Source organism: Vibrio aquimaris (assembly GCF_009363415.1).
GTDB lineage: Bacteria > Pseudomonadota > Gammaproteobacteria > Enterobacterales > Vibrionaceae > Vibrio > Vibrio aquimaris.
Genome location: NZ_CP045350.1, coordinates 1,343,321 through 1,361,209, shown reverse-complemented (window position 1 = coordinate 1,361,209; position 17,889 = coordinate 1,343,321). Strand labels below are relative to the sequence as shown.

Below are 17,889 nucleotides of genomic sequence, written 5' to 3'. Positions count from 1 at the left end.
GGTTCCCCTAGATTACTTGAACTGTTTTAAGAAACGCAGATCGTTCTCGAAGAACGCTCTTAAATCGTTTACGCCATAGCGAAGCATAGTTAAACGCTCTACGCCCATACCAAATGCAAAGCCAGAGTATTTTTCCGCATCAATACCCACGCTGCGAAGCACATTTGGGTGAACCATGCCACAACCTAATACTTCTAACCATTTGCCGTTCTTACCTTTCACATCCACTTCTGCTGAAGGCTCTGTGAATGGGAAGTATGAAGGACGAAAACGCACTTCAACTTCTTCTTCAAAGAAGTTACACAGGAAGTCATGGAGAATCCCTTTAAGCTGGGCAAAATTAACGTTTTCATCAACCAACATACCTTCCACTTGGTGGAACATAGGTGTGTGTGTTTGGTCGTAGTCGTTACGATATACGCGCCCAGGAGCAATGAAGCGAAACGGTGGTTGTCCATTTTCCATTGTGCGAATCTGAACACCTGAAGTGTGCGTACGCAGCATAAGATCTGGATTAAAGAAGAAAGTATCATGATCGGTACGCGCAGGATGATCCTCTGCGATATTCAGCGCATCAAAGTTATGAAATGCGTCTTCAATCTCAGGGCCTGATTCGGTATTAAAACCAAGTTCACCAAAGAACTGCTCAATACGCTCAACAGTACGAGTCACTGGGTGCAGACCGCCATTTTCTATGCGGCGACCAGGTAGAGTGACGTCAATCGTCTCTGCTACCAATTTGGCTTCCAGCTCAGCACGCTGCAACGCGTCTTTACGAGCAGCGATCGCTTGCTGGACAACACCTTTCGCTTTGTTGATCTCTTGACCTGCACTGCGGCGCTCTTCTGGTGGCAATTTACCTAGGCTTTGAAGCTGAGCCGTTAGCTCACCTTTTTTACCCAAATACTGAACTCGCACTTCATCGAGTGCGACTAATGAATCTGCTGCGTCAATAGCAGCGTTAGCATTAGCAATAATCTCTTCTAGATGTTGCATCGTTTCCTCATCTACCTATTGGTAGTTTCCATAAGGTTTCCCGATAGGGATTTCAGGCTTCGTAAATAGCCCTACATAGTAACGAAACCGCTGTGTAAATCCAATCTGAAATACGCACTGAGCGGTAATTTAGTCCAAGTTTTTCTCTTGTGGACCATGCTCTGGCGCTACGACATCCTCTAGCAGCAGAAAAACAGGTTTCTGGCAGCAATACTTCATCCGTCATAAAAGCAACAAGTTGTATAAAATAAAAAGCTGTCTAGAGTTGGGTTAGAGGTTCATACTCAGAATCAATAGGGAGGAGTTGCCAGTGATAAGAACAGCATTATGCTTGGTGTTGGCCGCATGGATAAGCTTTGCGCATAGCCAAGGTTACCAAACTCAGAAAATTGCATCTGGCTTTAAAGTACCTTGGGGAATGGTGTTTTCTGATGATAATACATTGCTTGTCACTGAAAGAAATGGCCATATCCTTGCCCTTAATATCAGAACAGGAAACACCTCTAAGCTGATGGATAACCCAACTCACTTGTACGCCGCAGGCCAAGGCGGATGGATGGACATTGCCTCATCTCCATTTGAAAAAAATAAGTTCTATGTCACGTATAGCCAGAAAACTCAAACGGGTTCAGACACAGCATTAGCAAGCTTTCTCTATCAATCTGGAAAACTTTCTCAATTTGAAACCATTTTTACCTCAATTTCTAATTCCGATACTAGGCGACATTACGGTAGTCGCTTAGCTTTTGATAAAGATCATGTCTTTATGAGTATTGGTGACAGAGGAGAAAGACCCAACGGGCAAGATTTTAGCACTCATGCTGGTTCTATCTTACGGCTGAATCCTGATGGCGGCTCAGCCAAGAACAATCCATTTATGTCAATTCCCAACGCGCAAAAAGAGCTGTGGAGCATTGGCCACAGAAACCCACAAGGTTTGTATTATGATGGTAAGTCACAAACCCTTTGGTCAATTGAACATGGACCAAGAGGTGGTGATGAGCTCAATCTTATCAAGAGAGGTGCTAATTATGGCTGGCCAATAACCTCACACGGTAAGGAATATTGGGGACCAATTAATGTTGCTGATGCCACAGAAAAAGAGGGAATAGAGTCACCAATTAAGGTTTATATTCCATCAATTGCTCCTGCAAGCCTGCTACTTTATAGAGGCACCCACTACCCTGAGTTGAATGGAAAACTTCTCGCCCCAGCGCTAAAACTCACGCATATCAATGTTATCACTCTCGATAACACCCAGTCAGCGATTGAAGAAACTCGCATTCTTGAGCATCTCAATGAGCGGATCAGACACGTTATCGTGAGCCCAAAAGATGAGATTATTTTTAGTACCGATCAAGGCAATATATATCGCCTTATTAAAGGCAACTAACTGGTAAGGTAATGAATCAGTTCTTGCTTTAACTCTTTCAACACACCCGGTTTAGGTTGGGTATGTGAAAGGGTGCGCATCCCGTAAATACCCATAACGACAAACTGAGTCAGTTGTGCGGCAGATTTATTTTTGTTTACGTATCCCGCATCTTGAGCCTGACAAATTTTGTTCTCAATCGAGCCATGCCAGTCTTGCAGCATAGAGCTAATGAGCTGCTCGACTTCCGCGTCTTGCTGCGCCAATTCACTCAAAGACTTTTGCAATAAACAATCTTTGATTGCCTCTTTCTCGCACTCTTCAACCACAGAATCTAGGTAACGATTTAAACCATAAAAAACGTTCTCTTGCTCTTTGAACAAGGTTTCAAATTCACGAGATTTGTCATCACGATACTGGCCAAGCGCTGCGATCAACAGCCCACGCTTATTTTCAAACGCGCAATAAATTGAGCCAGGATGTAGTCCTGTTGCGGCTTTTAGGTCCTGCATGCTGGTTTTTGAATACCCTTTACTTACAAAGGCTTCCATTGCAGAACGTAGCACTGTTTCACGATCAAATTCTGCGCTGCGCATCATCACTCACATTTAAATTATCAACAACACCCTACTTTAACGGATTTTGAACAGACATTCAAAAAACATGTTGAATGTTCATTCAAATTAGACTAACTTGAATGAACATTCAAGAAATCACCAAGGAAAAATCATGCAACATTTATTCGAACCAATTAAACTTAATGACGCTATTACCCTTAACAATCGTATTATTATGGCGCCGCTGACCCGCTGCATGGCTGATGCCAACCTTGTCCCCACTGATGACATGGTGAAGTATTATGCGCGCCGCGCGGATACAGGGCTTATCATCAGTGAAGCAACCATCATACGACCTGATGCGCAAGGCTATCCCAATACTCCTGGCATCTACACTCAACAACAAATATTAGGATGGCGCAAAGTGACTGATGCCGTTCACCAAAATGGTGGCAAAATTTTCCTTCAGTTATGGCACACGGGTCGAGTCGCACACCCATATTTCTATGACGCTGATTATGTACTTGCTCCTTCGGCCATCGGTGTTGATGGCACGGTTCCACGCATGCGAGAACTCGAATACATCACACCAAAGCCCGCAAGCCGAGAAGAGATCCTAGAGCTGGTTGAAGATTATCGTCAGGCAGCAATTAATGCGCTTGAAGCTGGGTTTGATGGCGTAGAAATCCATGGAGCCAATGGCTACTTGATTGATCAATTTTTGCACTTTGCCAGCAATCAGCGCGAGGATGAATTTGGTGGAAATGCCGAAAATATGGCTCGATTTGCCTTACAAGTGGTTGACGCAGTATCCGAAGCCATTGGCTCAGAAAGGACCGCGCTTCGTCTCTCACCTGGAGCGTATTTCAATATGGAATCTGACCCAAGGGACAAACAGGTTTTTGACTACTTACTGCAAACTTTAGAAAGCAGAGAATTATGCTATCTGCATGTGGGTATATTCGACGATAATATGACTTTTGATTACTTAGGTGGCAAGGTATCTGACTACATGCGTGCTTATTACAGCAACACCCTAATGGGGGTTGGTGGCTTTACCCCAGAATCGGGCAATGCTGCTTTAGCCGCTGGGAAATTTGATTTATTAGCTATAGGACGTCCACTAATTGCTAACCCCGACTATGTTGCTAAAGTCAAAGCCGGCGAAGCACTTACCGACTACTCGGATGATATGCTCGCACAGCTTGTGTAACACGGTGTAAATACTAGACCATGTAATCACATGGTCTTAAATTTGCTTAACTGTGCAACTCGAACATTCATCTTTTACTGTATGTTAAATTTGGTATACGGCCCTGCAGCTAATTCATTCCCTACTATAGTTAGGTTATTGGTGTCAGTAAGTAGGGTGTATATATGAAGCTGCTATTTGGTTCAATTCTAATATTTTTGTGCCTCTTACCATCCAAAACATGGGCTGTCTCTGAGTCTTCAACACATACTAATAAAAAAGTGACTATTTATTACTACGATCGAGAACCACTCCGTTTTAAAACTAATAGTGACTATGTAACTGGGATACTTATCGACATTAATCGGCTAGTTTTTGAAAATGCAAATATTTCCTTTGACTTCAATAAGCGTCCTTTCAAAAGAATAATGGAAGAACTTAAAAATCCAAGTATCAAAGGATGTATTTCTGGAATCTATAAAACATCTGAGAGAGTGAACGAATATTGGTATAGCGATGAACCCTTATTGATTGAAAAACCTTTCGTTGTTGTAATAAATAATGAAAAAATTTCTGAAATACCCAAAACGCCAACAGTAGCTGAAGTATTTACTTCAGACCTTAAGTTAGGTACATACAGTGGTTTTTCATATGGAGCGTGGTTTGACAAGAAAATGGAAGAGTACAATGTGAATAGGCGCGATGTTAGCTATGTAAAAGACATAAAACTAACCAAAAGCGCACATTTACTCCACCTATTAGCCGAAGGACGCGTGGATTTCGTGCTTATGCCTTATGTAGAAGCAAAATGGATCCTAAACCACAATGAAGGAATATCTAAATACGTCAGTATTGTTAATGTCACTGACTCGCCCGAACAACATTCACGCTACCTTGTTTGCAGTAAATCAATATCTACAACTGAGGCCATGATGATCAATAAATCCCTTGGCCAAACACTAGAATCTACAGAATATAAGAGCATTCTAGATAAATATTATTAGAGTTTAAGGATTCAATTTTTATAGAAAAAACCGCCTATTAGGCGGTTTAATTTTGGAGCGACACACGAGGTTCGAACTCGTGACCTCAACCTTGGCAAGGTTGCGCTCTACCAACTGAGCTAGTGTCGCGTATTAGGTTAGATGGTGCCCCGGGCCGGACTTGAACCGGCACAGCGCGAACGCCGAGGGATTTTAAATCCCTTGTGTCTACCAATTCCACCACCAGGGCACGCAAATCTAAAACTTGCGATGGAGACACCATCATTGATAATGATTGTTGGTCATCACTATCTTAAAATTTGGAGCGACACACGAGGTTCGAACTCGTGACCTCAACCTTGGCAAGGTTGCGCTCTACCAACTGAGCTAGTGTCGCAAATGGAGGCGCGTCCCGGAGTCGAACCGAGGTCCACGGATTTGCAATCCGCTGCATAGCCACTCTGCCAACGCGCCGCCGTAACTCCAATCGTTTCGCTTCTTTGCTGCGTTCCTCTTGGGTACGGGATGCATTCTACGGATTCGAACTAATGAGTCAACACTATTTTTTATTTTTTGAATCGTTTGTCTAATTAAGCGTCAAAAAGCGCTAATTTGGTTAAATTAGTCGCATAAATTCGTTGAATTTAACTAAGTTAGCTGTCGTAAAGTCTATGCGATAACAAAAAAACGGGCCTAAGCCCGTTTTTCAATGGTGTTCCTCATTGAGGAGATCATCTTTAGCAGCAATCAGATATTGAGCCATTGACCAGTAGGTCAGCACAGTAGCAACATATAGGCTAATATAGCCCAGCCATACCATCCAATCATCATATCGCCAAATAAGCACCCACAAGGCAAACATCTGGCTGAGCGTTTTGACTTTGCCCACCCAAGAGACAGCGACACTGGCGCGTTTGCCTATCTCAGCCATCCACTCTCGAAGCGCTGAGATAATGATCTCACGAGCAATCATAGTCACCGCTGGAATCGTCACCCAAATACTATGATAGTGCTCGGTAATTAAAATCAGTGCGCTCGCAACAAGCACTTTATCGGCTACAGGATCGATAAAAGCGCCAAAGCGAGATATCTGTCCAAGCTTGCGTGCGAGCATTCCATCAAGCCAATCGGTGAAACCTGCGACCCAAAACACCATGGCAGCGGCAAAAGGTGCCCAGCTGTAGGGAAGATAAAAAACAACGACAAACACCGGAATAAGAAGAAGTCGTAATAAAGATAAAATGTTTGGGATCGTTAAACGCATATTTATTGAGGCTCTTATCGTTTGCGTATCGTTATTGTTCTGTTCACTGCTTCACAACAGGACTCTATGGTGCGTGATTTTTTCTATTGTTTCAATGCTTGATAAATGTTTTCTGCTAAAGAGATACTAATCCCCGGAACTTTGGCGATTTCTTCCACGCTTGCGCGGCGAAGCTCTTGCAGCCCACCCATAAACTTAAGCAAAGACTGACGACGTTTGGGCCCGACGCCTTCTATACCCTCCAACACACTGGTTTTTCTGGTTTTACCACGTTTTGCTCTGTGACCTGCAATGGCATGATTGTGGCTTTCATCTCGAATGTGTTGCATTAAATGCAGGGCAGATGCGTCGCTTGGTAAGTGGAACTCTTCTCCTTGCGGTGTAATTAACGTCTCTAGACCGGGTTTTCGAGTCACGCCTTTAGCAATACCTATCAGTCGAGGACGCTTTGGCCAATCATGCCAGTAGTTGGAAATAATGTCGACGGCACGATTAAGCTGCCCTTTTCCACCATCAATAAATACAATATCCGGAATTCGTTCCACATCGATTTGTTTCGAGTAACGGCGTTCAAGCACTTGCCCCATGGCGGCATAATCATCGCCACCCGTAATTCCAGTGATATTATAGCGCCGGTATTCCTGTTTCAGCGGCCCTTCTTGGTTAAACACCACACAAGAAGCAATGGTACTTTCACCTTGAGTATGAGAAATATCAAAACATTCCATACGCAAAATACTATCCATATTGAGTAGCTCTCGAAGCGCCTTGAAGCGCTGCGAAATGGTCATTTTATGATTGATTTTGCTGGTCACCGCCGTCAAGGCATTGGTATTAGCCAGTTTTAGATATCGCGCCCTTGGACCAGTTGGATTCATATGAAAATGAATTTTACGCCCTGCGATATCACCTAGCGCTTGTTGCAATGGTTTTGCATCATCAATCAAATCAGCATTAGCAATAATCCTTGCAGGAATAGTACGTGCTTCGTTATGACTCAAGTAGTACTGACTAAGAAAGCTGTAGAAGACTTCTTGCTGGCTTGTATTACTAGGAATTTTGGGAAAATGGCTGCGACTGCCGAGCACTTTCCCTTGGCGAATCATTAAAATATGAATGCACGCGACACCATTTTCTTGAGCAAAGCCAAGCACATCCATATCTTCTTGAGAATCATGAGACACAAACTGCTGCTCTTGGACACGGCGTATCGCCTGTATTTGGTCGCGCAGCTTTGCGGCATCTTCAAATCTAAGTTGTTGGCTCGCCAGCTCCATCTTTTCAACAAGTGTAGAGAGGACTTGCTGATCTTTGCCTTGCAGAAATAATCGAACCAAATGAACTAACTCTGCATAGTCTTTATCTGAGATGATATCACTTACGCAGGGCCCAGCGCAGCGACCTATTTGGTACATCAAACAGGGCCGAGTACGATTACTATATACAGTGTCTTCACACTGTCTCATGGGAAGAATTTTTTGGATCAAATGCAGTGTTTCACGCACCGCTCCTGAATCTGGATAAGGCCCGAAGTACTCTCCCTTGCGTTTCTTTACCCCGCGATGCATAGAGAGTCGAGGGTGTTTGTGGCCACTGATAAATATGTATGGGTAGGATTTATCATCCCTTAGCAACACATTGTATTTGGGCAAGTACTGCTTAATATAGTTGTGCTCTAATATCAGAGCTTCAGTTTCTGTATGAGTGACAGTGACATCAATTTGAGCGATGTTGCTCACTAGCGCGCGAGTTTTTTCACTATCAACTTTGGTACGGAAGTAACTAGAAAGGCGTTTTTTGAGGTCTTTGGCTTTTCCTACATAGATCACAACAGCCTCAGCGTTATACATTCTGTACACGCCGGGCTGATGCGTGACCGTCTTTAAAAAAGAAGCCGAATCAAAAGGGTCGGTCACTACAAAGTCTCAGTATCTAACATTCCATGGCGAATGGCTAAATGGGTCAGCTCAACATCACCATTGATACCGAGCTTGTTAAATAACCGGTATCTGTAGCTGTTCACTGTTTTAGGACTTAAGTTAAGTTGCTCGGATATATCGGTAACTTTTTGTCCTTTGGTGATCATCATCATTATTTGCAACTCACGCTCAGAAAGCTCTGCAAACGGATTCTCTGACGCAGAAGAAAATTGGCTCAACGCCATCTGCTGCGCGATATCAGGAGAGATATAACGCTGACCACTATTTACAATACGTATTGCGTTGACCATTTCATCTGGCCCCGCCCCTTTTGTCAGGTACCCTGCCGCACCTGCTTGCATCACTTTGGTTGGAAACGGATTCTCCGTATGAACAGTTAAAACGATGATTTTCACATCAGGATTAAAACGCAAGATTTTCTTGGTTGACTCTAAGCCCCCAATACCCGGCATGTTCATATCCATTAAAATGACATCGGTATGATTTGCCCGACACCACTTTACTGCGTCTTCACCGCTTTCAGCTTCCCCTGCTACGTTCATTCCACGGACGTCTTCAATAATACGTCGTATCCCTGTGCGAACCAGCTCGTGATCATCTACAAGGAAAACATTTATCAAACTTGTATCTCCACACTTTTTAATTCGCTCTGCAGCCACTAATAAAAGTGGATAACAGCATAGCTGCTTATTCTAACCTAATTATGGTTTGTTACTTAATCTGAATATGTGCCCAAACGCAAACTTTAGCAAGTACTTATTTTCATAACTGCAGCTTAACGCCCTAATGACACAATTATTGATAATTCTAGCCGTATATTACTGTAATAGCTACAAATTCAGCTTATAAACGCATTCTCTTATCAGCGCCTTTGCAAGGAGCCAAAATCTAAACTATGTCTAGAGGGTGCATTGTTCAGCAGCACATTTTATACGGAATTATCAAGACATTATTTTCTAAGGATATGTTATGAAAAAGCTTCTAGCAGCGACAGTTTTGGCCACTACATTACCTTTGTCTGGTTTGGCACTGGCAGACTCTGATGTGGGCTGTGGTTTCGGCACCATGGTATTTGATGGTAGTGAAGGGAAAGTGCCCAAAATTCTTGCAGCAACTACAAACGGCCTATTGGGCAACCAAACTTTTGGTATTACGTTTGGTACTCTAGGTTGTGATGGTACGGGTAAAGTCACCTCTTCAGAAAAACTCGCTATGTTTATCGATGGAAATATAGATAATCTCGCTCGTGATATGGCAAAGGGTCAAGGCGAAACCTTAGCGACACTTTCCGAAGTATGGGGACTTGACGACGCTGACAAAGCAAGATTCAATGCTTTAGTACAAGACAAGTTCTCTGATGTCTTTGTTTCAGAGAATGTTACCTCTCAAGAAGTGTTCGCTAATCTCAATAATGTCGTTGCAAGCGATAGCGAGCTTGCTCACTACGCTATCTAACTAAGCTCGGTTACATCATAATGCCACTTAAATTTAGAGTGGCATTTTCTCTCTATCAGTCATCGAGATAGGCCAAATTCCACCACCATTAGCAAAATATAAGAAGCTTTCCTTTATGAAGTTGTACCTTATCAAAAGTGCCTCACTGCTTAGCTTATATCTGTTTGTTCCAAATGCCTTCTCTGCTAACAAATTTGAGGTCAAAATGCTGGCTCAAGACCCCTATTGGCTCAAACTAGGCCATTACCTACCCAGTTTCTTATCCGGCTACCAAAGTACCATAGATAATGAACAATTCTTTATTTCGCCAAATGGCAAGCATTCACCAGTGCAAGAATTACAAGCAACCATAACCAAGCTTTACTCGGAGGATCAAGAAATTGCCAAAGAGATGCAATGCCGTTTCCCAGCAAGATACTCTTGGCTAGAAAGCCTGCAAGGTAGACAAGCCACACTCTCATGCCCTGAATTAAACACATGGAGAGAAATCATTGATCCAGAAGGCCTGACACTCGTGTTCCCGACTGCATTTATGAATAACCCCTCTTCCATGTTCGGTCATACTCTGCTCCGTATCGATGCCAAGGATCAGACTCGACACAAAGAATTAGTCGCCTTTGCCGTCAATTTTGCCGCAGAGCCTGACAGTCAAGACAACTCTGCAGCATTTGCTATCAAGGGCTTAATTGGCCAGTATCCTGGTCGATTCGCCGTTATGCCCTACTATAAGAAAGTTCGCGAATATAACGACATTGAGTCTAGAGATATTTGGGAATACAAGCTGAAACTTACACCAGAAGAAGTCGAAAAAATATTACTCCATTTGTGGGAAATGCAAAACGCTGAATTAGACTACTACTTTCTTGATGAAAACTGCTCTTATCAATTGCTGTCCTTACTGGAAATTGCCCGAGAAGACTTGGCTCTAACAAAAGAGTTTTCCGTGCAAGCAATTCCTTCAGACACAGTTCGGGTTCTCGCTGAAAACGATTTGCTGGAAGCGCCCTATTATAGAGCCGCTTTCGGCACTCGACTTTTACATCAAGCCAATGAAGTCGATGCGCGCCTGTTTGAAGCAGCAAAAAAGGCAACCCACGGTAATTATCCAGATAAGTCCGAATTCTCAGATACAGAGCAAGCAGCAATACTAGAGCTTGCCTATGAATGGCTAAACTTCCAGCTTTATGATCAGGGTTTAGAGCGGGATCCAACTGCTAAACGACTAACCAAGCTCCTTTATTTAAGGAGCAAAATAAAAGTCCCTTCGCCATTTTCACCTGTTGAACCGCCGCTCGTATCGCCAGAGCAAGGTCATGCTTCTGCTCGATTTGGTTTGGGTTATCAATATTGGGACGACACAAGCAATCAAACTACTCTGGAATGGCGAGCCGCGTATCATGATCTATTTGACTCTCAAGATGGTTTTGTCGCGGGTGCGCAAATTAATTTTCTCGATACACAGCTGACGCTCAGCCAAGAAGGCACAACTAGGCTGGATAGGTTTTACCTCTTCGATGCCATGGCACTCGCCCCCAGCAACAGAGTTTTTAACAGCTGGTCTTGGAATGTACGCACTGGGATGGATCGCCAACCAAAATCAGACGCTATGGACGAACGTTGGTTTGCCCAAGGCGGCTATGGAAAATCATGGGGAGATTCAGATAAAACACATGTTTATACGCTATTATCCGGTGAGTTAAACGGTGGAAAACTCACTGACTATGACCTCGTTTCGGGAGTAGGTATTGAAGCTGGTGCTTTATTCCAGATAACCCCAAAGCATAGGCTTGGTTTACAAGCGCAATATCATGCACTCATACATTCCGATCAAGATTCCCATTCAAACCTCAGTGTCAGTTGGAATTGGTCACTCACCTCCAATGTTGCGCTCAGAACGCAGATTGGTTATAAGCAATGGTATTTAGAAGATATTGGCATCAAAGTGAGTGGATTAATTTACTATTAGACTATTACAGGCTTATGCTAAGCTAGCGGCGAATTACTATAAGAGCATTTCAAATGTCAATACAACATGGATTTTTGTTGACTCGCCAAGCCAGAGACATCTCAGGTCAAACCCAGATAGAGCTCTGGCTAAAAACAGAGAACGGCCCCGTTCAGCTCATTATCAACGGGGAAAAGTCTGTATTTTTTATTTCTCAAGAAGACACGTTGCTATGCCAAACCTTAGTACGCTCTTTACAGATTAACGCTGAAATCAAGGCCGTACCGCTTACCAGCTTTGGTGGTATAAAACTCGCCGCTTGCTATTGCCACACCATCAAGCAAGCGCAACAGCTAAGCCAAGAGCTCAAACAAAGAGACATACTGGTTCTTGAAGATGATATTCGTCTGACAGATCGTTATTTAATGGAGCGCTTTATTCAAGGCGGCCTTGAATTTACTGGAATACCAGAGCAAAAGCGAGGCTACACAAAATTTCATCACACTCAATGCCGAAAATGCGATTATACACCGCAGTTGAAAGTGGTTTCCTTAGATATTGAGTGCTCAGAAAAAGGCATATTGTATTCGGTTGGGCTCGATAGCTCGATGGACAGTCGAGTCATCATGATAGGTCCCCATCAGAAATCGGAGACTCAGATCGAGTGGGTCGAAAACGAACGCCAACTCTTAGCTGCCATGATTCGCTGGTTTGAGCAATTTGACCCTGACGTCATCATTGGCTGGAATGTAATTGATTTTGATTTTCGAGTTCTGCACAAACGCGCTCAGTGGCATAAGCTCAAATTGAACATAGGCCGGGCTAAACAGAATTGCTTCTTTCGTACCTCCTCAAATACCCAACAAGCTTTTGTGTCTATTCCAGGTAGAGTCGTGATGGACGGCATTGACACACTTAAAACGGCGACCTTTCACTTTCGCAGTTGGTCACTTGAATCTGTCTCTCAAGAGTTATTAGGCGAAGGGAAAAAAATCCATAATGTCCACGATAGAATGGATGAAATAAACCAGATGTTTCTCAAAGATAAGCCCTCTTTGGCAAAATATAACCTTCAAGACTGTGTCCTGGTAAATAAAATCTTCTCTCAAACTCATTTACTTGAGTTTGCTATCGAGCGCTCAAAACTCACAGGCGTAGAGCTGGACCGTGTCGGAGGCTCTGTTGCAGCATTCACCAATTTATATTTGCCTCAACTTCACCGAGCAGGCTATGCGGCTCCCAATTTACACTCTGAGAACTGGTTCGCAAGCCCTGGTGGTTATGTCATGGATTCAATACCAAATCTTTATGATTCTGTTTTGGTCCTTGATTTTAAAAGCCTGTATCCATCAATAATTCGGTCGTTTCTGATTGACCCTATGGGTTTAATCGAAGGATTAAAGTTAGAAGTTGGCAAGGACGAACATCAAGCGGTAGAAGGTTTTCGAGGAGCACAGTTTCATCGCAGTAAGCATTTTCTTCCGGCTATGATTGAAGACCTTTGGGCAGCTCGAGACCAAGCTAAAAGCAATAGCGAAGACGTATTTTCACAGGCCATTAAGATTATCATGAATTCATTTTACGGTGTGCTTGGGTCTTCTGGCTGCCGTTTCTTTGATACTCGCTTAGCATCAAGTATCACAATGCGTGGGCATGAAATCATGAAACAAACTAAGCAGTTAATTGAGCAACAAGGTTATCAAGTGATCTATGGTGATACCGATTCAACCTTTGTTGCCTTAAACGGTCAGTTCTCACAAATGCAAGCTGATAAGATAGGGCTAGAGCTCGTAGACTGCATTAACGATTGGTGGGCAAAGCACCTCAAAGAAAAATACAACCTGACCTCAATCCTTGAGATAGAGTATGAGACGCATTATAAGAAGTTTCTTATGCCAACGATTCGAGGTCAAGAAACAGGATCAAAAAAACGTTATGCCGGACTCATTGGTGACGGTGAGTCAGAAAAAATTGTATTCAAAGGCCTAGAAAGCGCTCGTACCGATTGGACTCGCCTGTCCCAACGTTTTCAGCGTCAGCTCTATTCGATGATCTTCCATGAACAAGATCCCTCAGACTTTGTTCGAAAGTTTGTCGAGCAAACATTAGCTGGGGAGTTTGATTCAGAAATGGTGTATCAGAAGCGCCTTCGGCGCAGGCTCCATGAATATCAAAAAAATATTCCTCCACAAGTAAAGGCCGCTCGCTTAGCCGATGAAATAAACTCACAATTGGGAAGGCCTCTTCAATACCAAAATAAAGGCAGAATTGAGTATGTCATTACTATTAACGGGCCAGAGCCGCTGGAATACTTAAAAAGCTCTATCGATTACCAGCACTACATCGATAAGCAACTTAAGCCTGTCGCAGAAGCCATTCTGCCATTTGTGGGAATCAATTTTACTAGCCTATACGAGCCTCAGCTTGGTTTGTTCTAACAGAGGAAGCTAGCCAATACGAAACTCTGTTTTTTGATACTGCTTGACCAACCACTCTCCAAAGCCATCGAGGATGCCTATAACAGAACGCTTGGCAATAAAGCGACCTGATAGCAAAATGCCCAAGCGCTCTATCTCGACTTGCTTTTCTGGATAATAACGCAGAAAATTATTCCCGCATTCAATGGGATCATCAAACCAATTTTTGTCTTTATACATCACAAGAGAATAGCTGGCTCGAAGTAGCTTTTTCGCAATGATCACTTGGGCCTTTATTTGATCCTCTGGTGTCGCTGAGCGCGCTATTCGATTACGATACACAGCAACCCAATTTTCGACATCCATATTCCAGTGTTTGGCCACTTCCCAACTCGGCTCGTAATCACCGAAGCACTCTGCTAAGTTCTCACCGTAGACACAGACTGAGCAATGGCGCAGCTGAAAGCCCAAAGAGAATATACTGTCAAGACTAGCGACTTCTTGAGCTAAAGCGTTTGTTAGGGAAATCCCGTTGATAAATGGGTAAGCTTTTTGAAAACGAAACTTTATCGAGTTAAACAAGGTTGTTCTTGTATCACTAAAGCTCTCATTTGACACTACTAGAGCATCAAGATTAGACAGGTTTGGCTCAGCTCGCTTTCGAGCAACACTCCCATAGATATATACACTATGGAGATTCTCTCCCAGCCCACTCTTTAGAAAAGTCACAAGTTCATCCACTGCTGGCTGATACATTTCCTGAAGTGGCTGGTTAGGGTCGATAACTGAAAGATGCATATAATTGACTACATTAATTTTTAGACTCTGGTTCTTCTAATGTTCGCCCACACATTGGGACGAATCAAGATATTCCTTCGTTTAAACTCTATGTATATAATACGACAATTCCATTCCATGCTAAGGATATATATTCATGCCAAGGGCAAGCGAGCTTAAAAAAGGTTTTGCTATCGAATCAAACAGCAAAACACTGCTAATCAAAGATATTGAAGTCACCACTCCTGGAGGTCGAGGAGGAGCAAAAATATATAAATTACGCTGTGTGGATTTGTCTACTGGTGGACGCGTCGATGAAAGATTCAAGTCTGATGATGTGGTCGATACTGTCGACATGTTCAAACGAGCGGTTGCATTCTCATATATTGATGGTGACGAATACATATTCATGGACAATGAAGACTATACCCAGTTCACATTTAAGAAGTCTGATATTGAAGATGAGTTGCTGTTTGTTACCGAGGAAATTCAAGGTCTTCACGTCATTGTTGTCGACAACAATGCCGTTGGTCTTGAGCTTCCCGCTTCCGTTGAGCTTGTGATAGAAGAAACGGATCCATCAATTAAAGGCGCTTCTGCTTCGGCAAGAACAAAACCCGCTCGCTTTGCGACTGGTTTGACAGTACAAGTCCCCGAATACATTGCAACAGGTGATCGTATTGTGATCAATACGGCTGAGCGCAAATATATGAGCCGAGCGTAATTATGTCCACACTGATGTCCTATGACGACGTGATAGAAACGGCTTATGATATATTTCTCGAAATGGCACCAGACAATCTCGAACCTGCCGATGTCATCATTTTTACTGCACAGTTCGATGACAGAGGAGCAGCAGAATTGGTTGAAACTGGCGATGACTGGTCACACCATGTCGGGTTCGATGTTGATAAAAGTCTGTACGCTGAAGTGAGAATAGGCTTAGTCAATGAGGAAGATGATACCCTTGATGACGTGTTTGCCCGTCTGCTAATCAGCAGAGATCCGGAACATAAGTTCTGTCATGCTCTGTGGAAACGTGACTAAACTAAAATACCAGATATAACTGGAAGACGGGTCTAGTATCACTCCGTCTTCTAGAATATTAGTGTCTCGACTGTATAAGCAGTTAGCTTATAAACTTCAGCCTTTCACCTTTGCATTTTCAACGCGAGCCTTCAGTTTTTGCCCAGGGCGGAAGGTAACAACGCGGCGAGCACTAATTGGAATGTCTTCACCTGTCTTTGGGTTTCGACCCGGTCGTTCATTTTTTTCGCGTAGATCGAAATTTCCAAATCCAGACAGTTTTACCTGTTCGCCACTTTCCAGTGCCTTACGAATCTCTTCGAAAAACGCCTCAACCGTTTCCTTGGCATCCCGTTTACTGTATCCGAGCTTTTCAAACAGGTTCTCAGCCAAATCGGCCTTTGTGAGCGCCATAAAACTTTCCTCAAAGCTGTGTTTAACATTACTGCCGTTTTTGGCAGCGCCAAAGCATTTTACTCAGCCAATCAACAACATATCGGCCACACTTGGGAAAGTGTATGCCAACCTTCTGATTTACGCCAACTTTTTTATTGGCTGAATACGCCTTTAATGTTAATTTTATCATGATTAAAAACATATTTCACCCAGTACTAGTTCATTAAAAGCTTAATTTTCAACACATTAAAATGAATAATAGCTTAATAAATAAACATGAAATAAGTGGTATCGAAGAAAATAAAATTTGTTCTTATTTTCAATCTCAAAACGACTTGCAATTTGCAAACTGTCTGTTAACGACAAAAAGCAATAAGAATTGTGAATTTACACCCTCCGTTACTCGACTCCACGTTTTATCCTAACTAATTAAAAAATATGAATAAAGCTATGATAGGAGATAAACAATTCGTATTTGGCATTCATTATGCTTTGAGTGAGTTATCAATCATAAGTGGCAACATTTTGTCGAAGCCACACCCTTTCTGAGCAATTATCAGATTGGCATAGCTAGGAGAGGCCTGATATGGAACTTCATCGTCATACGTACTACAGACTTATTCACCATGGGATCAAATGTTTACTGGTAGATAGACTCGGCCACTTTACAGAGCATGAATACCATGACTACTTAAACCACATGACGGGCAAATCCAGCTGCTTTGCCATGAGTAACGACGAGCTAAAGGTAACCGTGTCAAATTTGCGAGAAGAGGGTTACCTCGAAGACATTAAACTCATGATCTCATCTCTAGAAGTGTATTAACAAAAAGCGGCTTAGCTGACCTTAGTCAGCTAAGCCGTAAAAAACAGAGTCAAATACCCAGCCCTTCACTAAACATTTACCCAAGTTCCAACAAGTTTGCCTCATAATGCTTCCAAGGCCTATTTTCATCGCCCATATTTAGTTAAACTGTCTCTAATGTTGAAACTTTAGATATTTGCAATGAAACAACTATTAGATTTTATCCCGCTGATTATCTTTTTTGTGCTTTATAAGATGCAAGACATATATGTTGCGACTGGAGCGCTAATTATTGCCACAGCAGTTCAGGTCATACTCACTTACTTGCTATATAGAAAAGTTGAGAAAATGCAATTAATTACTTTCGTCATGGTTGCTTTGTTTGGCGGCATGACGATTATCTTTCACGATGATAACTTCATCAAATGGAAAGTAACGATAGTATATGTGGTTTTTGCTCTTGGTCTTGCCATCAGTCATGCCATAGGTAAATCGGCAATTAAAGGGATGCTAGGCAAAGAGATTAGTCTCCCCGACCCTGTATGGGCAAAAGTAACTTGGGCTTGGGTTGTATTCTTTTCATTTTGTGCGGGCCTCAACATTTATATCGCATACAAACTTCCCCTTGATGTGTGGGTCAATTTCAAAGTATTTGGACTATTAGCTGCAACCTTCGGTTTTACCGTCATTACTGGTGTTTATATATACAAACATTTACCAAAACAAAAATCCGAGTCGAATCCTGGTGACTAGTCTCATAGTGA

General features: G+C 42.7%; 17 protein-coding genes and 4 tRNA genes. 10 read left to right on the top strand and 11 right to left on the bottom strand.

The genetic code is table 11. The annotated features are described in order from the left end of the window. Positions 1-12 precede the first annotated feature (12 nt). The gene (gene pheS, locus FIV01_RS06380; RefSeq protein WP_152430247.1) at positions 13-996 is read right to left on the bottom strand and encodes a phenylalanine--tRNA ligase subunit alpha; all 984 of its coding nucleotides are present in this window, start codon (positions 994-996) and stop codon (positions 13-15) included. Between the two features lie 310 nt (positions 997-1,306). Between pheS and FIV01_RS06375 the strand changes: the two genes are divergently transcribed. Next, on the top strand, positions 1,307-2,389 hold the full coding sequence (locus FIV01_RS06375) for a PQQ-dependent sugar dehydrogenase (RefSeq protein ID WP_415846718.1): 1,083 nt from the start codon (positions 1,307-1,309) through the stop codon (positions 2,387-2,389). On the opposite strand, the gene FIV01_RS06370 is transcribed toward FIV01_RS06375, so the two are convergent. Further along, the gene (locus FIV01_RS06370) at positions 2,386-2,964 is read right to left on the bottom strand and encodes a TetR/AcrR family transcriptional regulator (RefSeq protein ID WP_152431671.1); all 579 of its coding nucleotides are present in this window, start codon (positions 2,962-2,964) and stop codon (positions 2,386-2,388) included. The genes FIV01_RS06375 and FIV01_RS06370 overlap by 4 nt on opposite strands. A 133-nt stretch (positions 2,965-3,097) precedes the next feature. Between FIV01_RS06370 and FIV01_RS06365 the strand changes: the two genes are divergently transcribed. Both FIV01_RS06365 and FIV01_RS06360 read left to right on the top strand, forming a co-directional pair. Next, on the top strand, positions 3,098-4,138 hold the full coding sequence (locus tag FIV01_RS06365) for an alkene reductase (RefSeq protein WP_152430245.1): 1,041 nt from the start codon (positions 3,098-3,100) through the stop codon (positions 4,136-4,138). 164 nt (positions 4,139-4,302) lie between these two features. After that, positions 4,303-5,121, top strand: coding sequence for a substrate-binding periplasmic protein (locus FIV01_RS06360; protein ID WP_152430244.1), 819 nt, complete (start codon positions 4,303-4,305; stop codon positions 5,119-5,121). Between the two features lie 53 nt (positions 5,122-5,174). Here the strand turns inward: FIV01_RS06360 and FIV01_RS06355 are convergent. From FIV01_RS06355 to uvrY, 7 genes are all read right to left on the bottom strand, one after another. Then, positions 5,175-5,250, bottom strand: a tRNA-Gly gene (locus FIV01_RS06355). A 13-nt stretch (positions 5,251-5,263) separates the two neighbouring features. Next, positions 5,264-5,350, bottom strand: a tRNA-Leu gene (locus FIV01_RS06350). 71 nt (positions 5,351-5,421) lie between these two features. Then, positions 5,422-5,497 (bottom strand) — tRNA-Gly (locus FIV01_RS06345). 3 nt (positions 5,498-5,500) lie between these two features. Beyond that, a tRNA-Cys gene (locus FIV01_RS06340) sits at positions 5,501-5,574 on the bottom strand. Between the two features lie 232 nt (positions 5,575-5,806). Beyond that, positions 5,807-6,364, bottom strand: a complete 558-nt coding sequence (pgsA, locus tag FIV01_RS06335) for a CDP-diacylglycerol--glycerol-3-phosphate 3-phosphatidyltransferase (protein WP_152430243.1) — start codon at positions 6,362-6,364, stop codon at positions 5,807-5,809. Between the two features lie 83 nt (positions 6,365-6,447). Next, entirely contained in the window at positions 6,448-8,280 is a 1,833-nt protein-coding gene (uvrC, locus tag FIV01_RS06330) for an excinuclease ABC subunit UvrC (RefSeq protein ID WP_152430242.1), read from the bottom strand. Continuing rightward, positions 8,280-8,924, bottom strand: a complete 645-nt coding sequence (uvrY, locus tag FIV01_RS06325) for a UvrY/SirA/GacA family response regulator transcription factor (protein WP_114785643.1) — start codon at positions 8,922-8,924, stop codon at positions 8,280-8,282. Before uvrY ends, uvrC begins: the two co-directional genes overlap by 1 nt. 349 nt (positions 8,925-9,273) lie before the next feature. Here uvrY and FIV01_RS06320 point away from each other — a divergent pair, with 349 nt between their 5' ends. From FIV01_RS06320 to FIV01_RS06310, 3 genes are all read left to right on the top strand, one after another. Beyond that, on the top strand, positions 9,274-9,759 hold the full coding sequence (locus FIV01_RS06320; RefSeq protein ID WP_152430241.1) for a DUF3015 domain-containing protein: 486 nt from the start codon (positions 9,274-9,276) through the stop codon (positions 9,757-9,759). 115 nt (positions 9,760-9,874) lie between these two features. Further along, positions 9,875-11,725, top strand: a complete 1,851-nt coding sequence (locus tag FIV01_RS06315; protein WP_152430240.1) for an Lnb N-terminal periplasmic domain-containing protein — start codon at positions 9,875-9,877, stop codon at positions 11,723-11,725. 53 nt (positions 11,726-11,778) lie between these two features. Then, positions 11,779-14,142 (top strand): DNA polymerase II, encoded by a 2,364-nt coding sequence (locus FIV01_RS06310; RefSeq protein ID WP_152430239.1) that lies wholly within the window; start codon positions 11,779-11,781, stop codon positions 14,140-14,142. Positions 14,143-14,151: 9 nt separating this feature from the next. Here FIV01_RS06310 and FIV01_RS06305 read toward each other — a convergent pair whose 3' ends face one another. After that, positions 14,152-14,919 carry a nucleotidyltransferase domain-containing protein gene (locus tag FIV01_RS06305; RefSeq protein ID WP_152430238.1) on the bottom strand — a complete coding sequence of 256 codons (768 nt, stop codon included), beginning with the start codon at positions 14,917-14,919 and terminating at the stop codon, positions 14,152-14,154. A gap of 136 nt (positions 14,920-15,055) precedes the next feature. On the opposite strand from FIV01_RS06305, the gene yeiP reads away from it, so the two are divergent. Both yeiP and FIV01_RS06295 read left to right on the top strand, forming a co-directional pair. After that, positions 15,056-15,622, top strand: a complete 567-nt coding sequence (yeiP, locus tag FIV01_RS06300; RefSeq protein ID WP_114785547.1) for an elongation factor P-like protein YeiP — start codon at positions 15,056-15,058, stop codon at positions 15,620-15,622. A gap of 2 nt (positions 15,623-15,624) precedes the next feature. Further along, positions 15,625-15,945 carry an HI1450 family dsDNA-mimic protein gene (locus FIV01_RS06295; RefSeq protein ID WP_152430237.1) on the top strand — a complete coding sequence of 107 codons (321 nt, stop codon included), beginning with the start codon at positions 15,625-15,627 and terminating at the stop codon, positions 15,943-15,945. Positions 15,946-16,041: 96 nt separating this feature from the next. Here the strand turns inward: FIV01_RS06295 and ihfA are convergent, their stop codons facing one another. Beyond that, positions 16,042-16,338 (bottom strand): integration host factor subunit alpha, encoded by a 297-nt coding sequence (ihfA, locus tag FIV01_RS06290; protein ID WP_114785549.1) that lies wholly within the window; start codon positions 16,336-16,338, stop codon positions 16,042-16,044. Positions 16,339-16,906: 568 nt separating this feature from the next. Between ihfA and FIV01_RS06285 the strand changes: the two genes are divergently transcribed. After that, the gene (locus FIV01_RS06285) at positions 16,907-17,146 is read left to right on the top strand and encodes a hypothetical protein (protein WP_152430236.1); all 240 of its coding nucleotides are present in this window, start codon (positions 16,907-16,909) and stop codon (positions 17,144-17,146) included. Between the two features lie 180 nt (positions 17,147-17,326). Beyond that, entirely contained in the window at positions 17,327-17,878 is a 552-nt protein-coding gene (locus tag FIV01_RS06280) for a septation protein A (protein ID WP_152430235.1), read from the top strand. Positions 17,879-17,889 lie beyond the last annotated feature (11 nt).